The organism is Mesorhizobium sp. M7A.F.Ca.MR.362.00.0.0 (assembly GCF_004023175.1).
Classification (GTDB): Bacteria; Pseudomonadota; Alphaproteobacteria; order Rhizobiales; family Rhizobiaceae; genus Mesorhizobium.
This window is the reverse complement of sequence record NZ_RZTF01000207.1, coordinates 1,943-8,475: the sequence shown is the minus strand read 5'-3', so window position 1 is coordinate 8,475 and position 6,533 is coordinate 1,943. Positions and strand designations below refer to the sequence as shown.

The window sequence follows — 6,533 nt, the reverse complement described above, 5'->3', positions numbered from 1 at the left end:
GCCGCCTCGATGATGCCGTCCAGCGCCTCGACATGGGCGCGCGCGGCGATTTCCGGCACGACGCCGCCGAAAGCGGCATGCTCCTCGATCTGGCTGAGCACGATGTTGGACAGGATTTTTGGCGCGGCGTCGCTGTCGATGGCCACCACGCTGGCGGCGGTCTCGTCACAACTCGTCTCTATGCCCAGCACGCGGATCAATTCGTCGCTGTCCCTAAAGATTGTATCATGGGGCTTTCCCCGTTAGGAGAACCCCGGAAAAGCCTCGCTTGCCGGGGGGTTATCACGGACTGCGCGCCATGCAAACAATCTTGAGAATCGGAACACGCGGCAGCCCGCTGGCGCTGGCACAGGCGCATGAAGCGCAGGCGCGGCTGATGGCCGCGCATGGCATGCCGGCGGAGGCGTTCGAGGTGGTCGTCATCTCGACCAGCGGCGACCGCATCCAGGACCGGCCGCTGTCGGAAGCCGGCGGCAAGGGCCTGTTCACCAAGGAGATCGAGGAGGCGCTGCTGGCGGGCCGGATCGACATCGCCGTGCATTCGTCGAAGGACATGCCGACGCAACTGCCCGACGGTCTCGAACTCTCGGCCTTCCTGCCGCGCGAGGATGCACGCGACGCCTTTGTCGGCAAGGCGGCGAAGACGATCGCCGAACTGCCGCGCGGGGCGAAAGTGGGGTCGTCGTCGCTGCGGCGGCAAGCGCTGATCCGCCGGATGCGGCCGGATCTCGACGTGGTGATGTTCCGCGGCAATGTGCAGACGCGGCTGCGCAAGCTCGAAGAAGGCGTCGCCGCCGGCACGATCCTGGCCTATGCCGGGCTGAAGCGGCTTGGGCTCGAGCATGTCGTCACCGATCTGATACCGCTCGATGTCTTCCCGCCGGCGCCGGGGCAAGGTGCGATCGGCATCGAAACCCGTATCGGCGACCGCGATGTCGAAAAAATGCTGGCAGCCGTCCATGATGTGCCGACCGGCCAGGCGCTGGCCTGCGAGCGTGCCTTCCTGGCGGCGCTCGATGGCTCCTGCCGCACACCGATCGCCGGCTATGCGGCGATCGAGGCCGGAAAACTGTCATTCGCCGGGCTGATCATCTCGCCCGACGGCACGCAGTCGCACACGGTCGAGCTGCAGGGGCCGGCGCAAGACGCCGCCCGCATCGGCGGTGAAGCGGCCCGGAGTGTGCGCGCCAAGGCCGGCGAAAAGTTCTTCGACGGCTGGCTCTGAAATGCTTCGCGTCCTGGTGACCAGGCCGGAACCAGGCGCTTCGCGCACAGCGCATCGGCTTGAGGAGGCAGGTTTTCAGCCGGTTCTTTTGCCCCTGACCGAAACAAAGGCGTTGCCTGCCGCCGCCGGACTGATCCCGGACGATGCCGTCGCGGTGGCCGTCACCAGCGCCAATGCCATGCGTCATGCGCCGGAAGAAATAATCGCGACGCTCGCCGTCTTGCCTTGTCATGCGGTCGGCAAAAGGACGGCGCAAGCGGCGCGTCGAGCGGGGTTTTTGTCGGTCAGTGAAGGCCCGGGCGATGCGGAGGCGCTGGCCGACAGTCTCGCCGTCGATTTTTCTGGAAAGACGATTGTCTACCTCTGCGGACGCGTGCGTTTTCCGGCGTTCGAACAGAGGCTCGGGACGGCGGGCGTTCGGGTCCAGGCCGTCGAGACCTATGACACGCTGGCAGTGGGGTATTCGGACGAAGTCATCCTCGAACGCCTGTCCGGGCAACCTGCCGACGCGGTGTTGCTTTATTCGGCCAAGGCGGCTGCGGCGATGCAAGGGCTGGCGAGGCGGCCTGCTTTGCAAAGGCTCTTTGAAAAAACATGGTTTTTTGCGCTTTCCAACCGCATCGCCGCGGCCTTCGACGATGTCGCCAGCGAAAGGATCCGCATCGCCGCGCAGCCCGACGAGGAGGCACTGCTGGCGCTTTTGCAGGCGCCGCGCTGAGCCGCGTCATCACACCGCCCCTTTTCACCGCTTGGTGATGTGCTAGACCCTTTCTGAACCATCATGCGCCGCCAGGCGTTGAGACGAAGCGAATTGTGCGGAGCCCAGGCATGGTCAAGACGCCGAAGATGCGACACTCGAAAAGCCGCCGCGAGCCGGTGACCATCGATCTCGAGCCGGGCGCCGTCTCACGCATCGCCGACGAGGACGCCGCCACGCAGGAGGCCCGGACAGACGAGGCGAAGGCCGAGGAAGCAGCGAACGCTTCGCAGCCCGAGGTCCCCGAAGAGCCGGTTCATGCCGACCAGAACGAACTCGAGCCCTGGGAGCATGCCGACGCACGGGCCGAACCGGAGCAGCCACAGGCAGCAGCAACAAAGACCGGCAGCGAGGCTGAACTCCCCTATCCCGGATCGTCCGACGAGCCCGGATCGTCCCACGGTCCCGGATCATCCGATGCGCCGGCCGGCAAAACCAAAACCTTCGACTACAGTTTCGACGATGCATCGGCGAAACGCACGCAGACCGACAGCAACAAGGCAAGAACCGAGACACGGGACGAGAAAATGGCGCCAGCCCCTGAAAAGCGCGGCGGCCTCAACGGCGTCGCCGCCGGCATCATCGGCGGCGTCATCGCGCTGGTCGGCGCCGGCGGGCTGCAATTTGCCGGCCTGCTTGGCGCGCCGGGTTCCGGTGCCGGCGTCTCGCTCGATAGTGTCAACGGCGACATCGCCTCGCTGAAGACCGAAATCGCCGGTTTGAAGGACGCCGGCGGCAACGGTGATGGAGCGGCCAAGATGGTCGGCCTGTCCTCGGGCCTTGAACAGGTCAAGGCCGATGTGGCGGCGCTGAAATCGGCTGTCGAGAAAGGTGGAGCAGGCGACGCAGCCGGGGTCGCCGCACTGGGCGACAAGGTCGCGCAGATCGAGACGGCGGTCGCCGCCCTCGGCAAGGCCGGCAGCTCGGCGCCGGTCGATCTCGGTCCGCTCAACGAGAAACTGGCTGGCCTCGACGCGCTGGTGAAGTCGGCCGGCGAGGCTACGACGGCGCAGGAGGGCCGGCTGACAGCGCTGGAGCAGTCTGTGTCGCAGCTGTCCGGCAAGGTCGAGGCGGCGGCGGGGCAGCCGAAGGTCGCGCTTGCCATCGCGGCGTCGGCCTTGAAGGCGGCGCTCGAGCGTGGCGGGCCGTTTTCGGCCGAACTCGAAACCCTCGCGGCAATTTCGCCCGATGCACCGCAGCTTGCGGCACTGCGCCCCTATGCTGAAAAGGGCGTTCCGACCCGCGCCGAGATCGCATCGCAGGCTGATGCCGCCGCCAATGCCATGGTCACTGCCGCGACGCCCGTCGATGAGAATGCCGGCTTCCTGCAGAATCTGATGTCGAGCGCCGAATCGCTGGTCAAGGTCAGGCCGATCGGCGCCGTCGAAGGCGCCGGCGCACCGGAAACCGTCGCGCGCATGGAGGCGGCGGTCAACCAGGGCGACTACGCGAAGGCACTCAGCGAGTATGAGACGCTGCCCGAGGCCGCCAAGGCCGCTGGCGCGGACTTTGCCGGCAAGCTGAAGGCACGCATCGAGGTCGAAACCCAGGTCGATGCGCTGATCTCGGGCGCGATGAAGGCATGAGGGCACCACAATGATCCGCCTGCTCGCCTTCCTCATCGTCGTTTTCGCGCTCGGGCTGGGCTTTGCCTGGCTGGCCGACCGGCCGGGCGACATGGTCGTCACTTTCAACGGCTATCAATACCAGGTCAGCCTGATGGTGGCGGCGGTGGCCGTCGTTGCCGTGGTCGCCGCGGTGATGATCCTGTGGTGGCTGCTCAAGTCGCTGTGGAACAGCCCCTACACCATCTCGCGCTATTTCCGTGTCCGCCGCCGCGATCGTGGCTATCAGGCGCTGTCGACCGGCATGATTGCCGCCGGCGCCGGTGATGGCGCGCTGGCCCGCAAGAAGACCAAGGAAGCCGCCAAGCTGATCCGTTCCGACCAGGAGCCGCTGATCCACCTGCTGGAAGCGCAGGCGTCGCTGCTCGAAGGCGATCATGAAGGCGCGCGACAGAAATTCGAGAGCATGCTCGACGATCCCGAAATGCGGCTGCTAGGCTTGCGCGGGCTTTACCTGGAAGCCGAACGGCTCGGCGACCGCAACGCCGCCAGGCATTATGCCGGCCGCGCCGCGGTGATGGCGCCGCAACTGGCCTGGGCGGCGGAATCGACGCTGGAAGAGCTGACCGCGCGCGCCGACTGGGACGGCGCCCTGAAACTGGTCGACGCGCAGAAATCGACACGGCAGATCGAACGCGATGCCGCCAACCGCCGCCGCGCCGTTCTGTTGACCGCCAAGGCGCAGGCGCTTGCCGACAGCGATCCCGCCGCCGCCAGGACTGCGGCGATCGAGGCCAACAAGCTGCGGCCGGACTTCGCGCCCGCCGCCGTTGCCGCCGCGGCCGCATTGTTCAAGCAGAACGATGTGCGCAAGGGCTCGAAGATACTCGAGGCGGCCTGGAAGGCCGAGCCGCATCCGGAAATCGCCGAGCTCTATACCCATGCAAGGCCGGGCGACGCCGTGCTCGACCGCCTCAACCGGGCGAAGAAGCTGCAGGAAATGAAGAAAAACCACGCCGAATCGTCGATGACGGTGGCGCGCGCCGCGCTCGACGCACAGGACTTCTCGACCGCCCGCCGCGAGGCCGAGGCGGCGATCCGGATGGACCGCCGCGAGGGCGCCTATCTGCTGCTCGCCGACATCGAGGAGGCCGAGACCGGCGATCAGGGCAAGGTGCGGCAGCTGCTGTCCAGGGCGGTGCGGGCGCCGCGCGATCCGGCCTGGGTCGCAGACGGCGTGGTATCGGAACGCTGGGCGCCGGTGTCGCCGATCACCGGCCGGCTCGACGCCTTCGAGTGGCGTGCGCCGATGGAGCGTCTCGGCCAGTTGATCGACAGCCATGACGACATGCCAGCCGGTGCGGCGCCGGTCATCGAAGCATTGGCAAAGCCCACGAGCGAAAAAGGGCCGATCGAGGTGATCGATGACGCCGGTGGCGAGACGTCGGCGGGCAAGCAAGCTGAAAGTCGCGAAGAAGATCATGTCAGGCCGATCACGGCAGCGGCCTTCGCCGCGGTGCCGAGCGATGCCGAGGGCGTCGATCCGGCCGAGGAGCTTGCGCGGTTGCCGGACGATCCCGGCGTCGATCCGGACGAGGAAGCGGAGAAATCGCCGCGCCGGTTTCGGCTGTTTTGAGTTGGGCAGGCCGTCAGGCCGTTGGGGTATGGATCTATGTTTGAACGCGTTCTGTCGTTTCTCAGGGATTTGCCGGCCGGCGCCGGCACTCGTGCCAGCACGGACGATCCGCGCATCGCCGCCTCGGCGCTGCTCTACCATGTGATGAATGCCGATGGCGTGCGCCAGGATGTCGAGTGGGAGCGGTTCAAGGCGGTGCTGGCGGAGAGCTATTCGATCAGCGGCACGGAACTTGAGGCGCTTGCCGCCGCCGGCGAGCGGGCCGACAATGAGGCGATCGATCTCTATGCCTTCACCAGTGTCCTGAAGCGGCATCTCGATGCCGATGCGCGCAAGGCCTTCATCGGCCTGATGTGGGAAATCGTCTATGCCGACGGCGAGTTGCACGAGCTCGAGGACAACACCGTCTGGCGCGTCGCCGAGCTGATCGGCGTCGAACGCCATGATCGCGTCGAGGCGCGCCGCAAGGCGGCGGCGCACGCGCCCGGCGCCACCGGAACATCGAGCGACGAATAGGATCTTCGCCTTCCCATGCCGCGCCAAACGAGTTCGAAGCCAAAGATACTGATCGTGCTGCATCAGGAGAGTTCGAGCCCGGGGCGTGTCGGCCACATGTTGCTGGAAGAAGGGTTCGACCTCGATATCCGCCGGCCGCCGCTTGGCGACGCCTTGCCCGAAACACTGGACGGCCACGCCGGCACGGTGGTGTTCGGCGGTCCGATGAGCGCCAATGACGAGGACGAGTTCGTTCGCCGCGAGACCAACTGGCTGGAAATACCGCTGAGGGAGAACCGGCCATGTCTCGGCATCTGTCTCGGCGCACAGATGCTGGTCAACTGTCTCGGCGGCAAGGTCGAAGGACACGGCGAAGGGCTGGTCGAGGTTGGCTGGTATCCCCTGAAAGCGACCGAAGCCGGCAAGCAACTGATGCACTGGCCGGAGATGGTCTATCAGTTCCACCGCGAGGGTTTCTCGTTGCCCAGGGACGCGACGCTGCTGGCGACGGCCGAGACCTATCCCAACCAGGCCTTTCGCTACGGCGACAATGCCTGGGGCATCCAGTTCCATGGCGAACTGACCAGGGTGATGATGCAGCGCTGGGTGGTGCGCGGCGCGCATCGCTTCGAATTGCCCGGTGCCCAGCCCGGCCGCGATCATCTCGGCGGCCGGCTGATCTGGGACATGCATCTTAAGCGCTGGCTGGACGAGTTCCTGCGGATGATTTTCGGCAAGCCGAGCAATAGCTAATGCATGTCGCCCAAAACTGACCCCGGTTTTGGGAAAACGACATGCATAAAACAAGACCTAAAGCGCGGCGCGTGAATCTGTTTCGACGCGACGCGCTTTAAG

Annotated in this window: 6 protein-coding genes and 1 pseudogene; 6 read left to right on the top strand and 1 reads right to left on the bottom strand. The window is 66.1% G+C overall.

Annotated features, from left to right (window positions below):
• Positions 1-197: pseudogene (locus EOC06_RS43210) on the bottom strand (tRNA (adenosine(37)-N6)-threonylcarbamoyltransferase complex transferase subunit TsaD); the annotation flags it as partial.
• 101 nt (positions 198-298) lie between these two features.
• Here EOC06_RS43210 and hemC point away from each other — a divergent pair.
• The 6 genes from hemC (at position 299) to EOC06_RS22740 (ending at position 6,431) form a co-directional block, all read left to right on the top strand.
• Positions 299-1,225 carry a hydroxymethylbilane synthase gene (gene hemC, locus EOC06_RS22765; protein ID WP_127397168.1) on the top strand — a complete coding sequence of 309 codons (927 nt, stop codon included), beginning with the start codon at positions 299-301 and terminating at the stop codon, positions 1,223-1,225.
• A 1-nt stretch (position 1,226) separates the two neighbouring features.
• The gene (locus EOC06_RS22760) at positions 1,227-1,943 is read left to right on the top strand and encodes a uroporphyrinogen-III synthase (protein WP_128308842.1); all 717 of its coding nucleotides are present in this window, start codon (positions 1,227-1,229) and stop codon (positions 1,941-1,943) included.
• Positions 1,944-2,053: 110 nt separating this feature from the next.
• A complete protein-coding gene (locus EOC06_RS22755; protein ID WP_128308841.1) occupies positions 2,054-3,568 on the top strand; it encodes a COG4223 family protein in 1,515 nt (504 codons plus the stop codon).
• Positions 3,569-3,578: 10 nt separating this feature from the next.
• A complete protein-coding gene (locus tag EOC06_RS22750; RefSeq protein WP_128308840.1) occupies positions 3,579-5,183 on the top strand; it encodes a heme biosynthesis protein HemY in 1,605 nt (534 codons plus the stop codon).
• A 36-nt stretch (positions 5,184-5,219) separates the two neighbouring features.
• Positions 5,220-5,699 (top strand): TerB family tellurite resistance protein, encoded by a 480-nt coding sequence (locus EOC06_RS22745; RefSeq protein WP_127268697.1) that lies wholly within the window; start codon positions 5,220-5,222, stop codon positions 5,697-5,699.
• A 15-nt stretch (positions 5,700-5,714) separates the two neighbouring features.
• Positions 5,715-6,431, top strand: coding sequence for a glutamine amidotransferase (locus tag EOC06_RS22740; RefSeq protein WP_128308839.1), 717 nt, complete (start codon positions 5,715-5,717; stop codon positions 6,429-6,431).
• Positions 6,432-6,533: the final 102 nt, after the last annotated feature.

Coding starts and splice junctions, on each gene's coding strand:
- EOC06_RS22750 (WP_128308840.1), top strand. CDS start 3,579: ATGATCCGCCTGCTCGCCTTCCTCATCGTCGTTTTCGCGCTCGGGCTG.
- EOC06_RS22740 (WP_128308839.1), top strand. CDS start 5,715: ATGCCGCGCCAAACGAGTTCGAAGCCAAAGATACTGATCGTGCTGCAT.
- EOC06_RS22760 (WP_128308842.1), top strand. CDS start 1,227: ATGCTTCGCGTCCTGGTGACCAGGCCGGAACCAGGCGCTTCGCGCACA.
- EOC06_RS22745 (WP_127268697.1), top strand. CDS start 5,220: ATGTTTGAACGCGTTCTGTCGTTTCTCAGGGATTTGCCGGCCGGCGCC.
- EOC06_RS22755 (WP_128308841.1), top strand. CDS start 2,054: ATGGTCAAGACGCCGAAGATGCGACACTCGAAAAGCCGCCGCGAGCCG.
- hemC (WP_127397168.1), top strand. CDS start 299: ATGCAAACAATCTTGAGAATCGGAACACGCGGCAGCCCGCTGGCGCTG.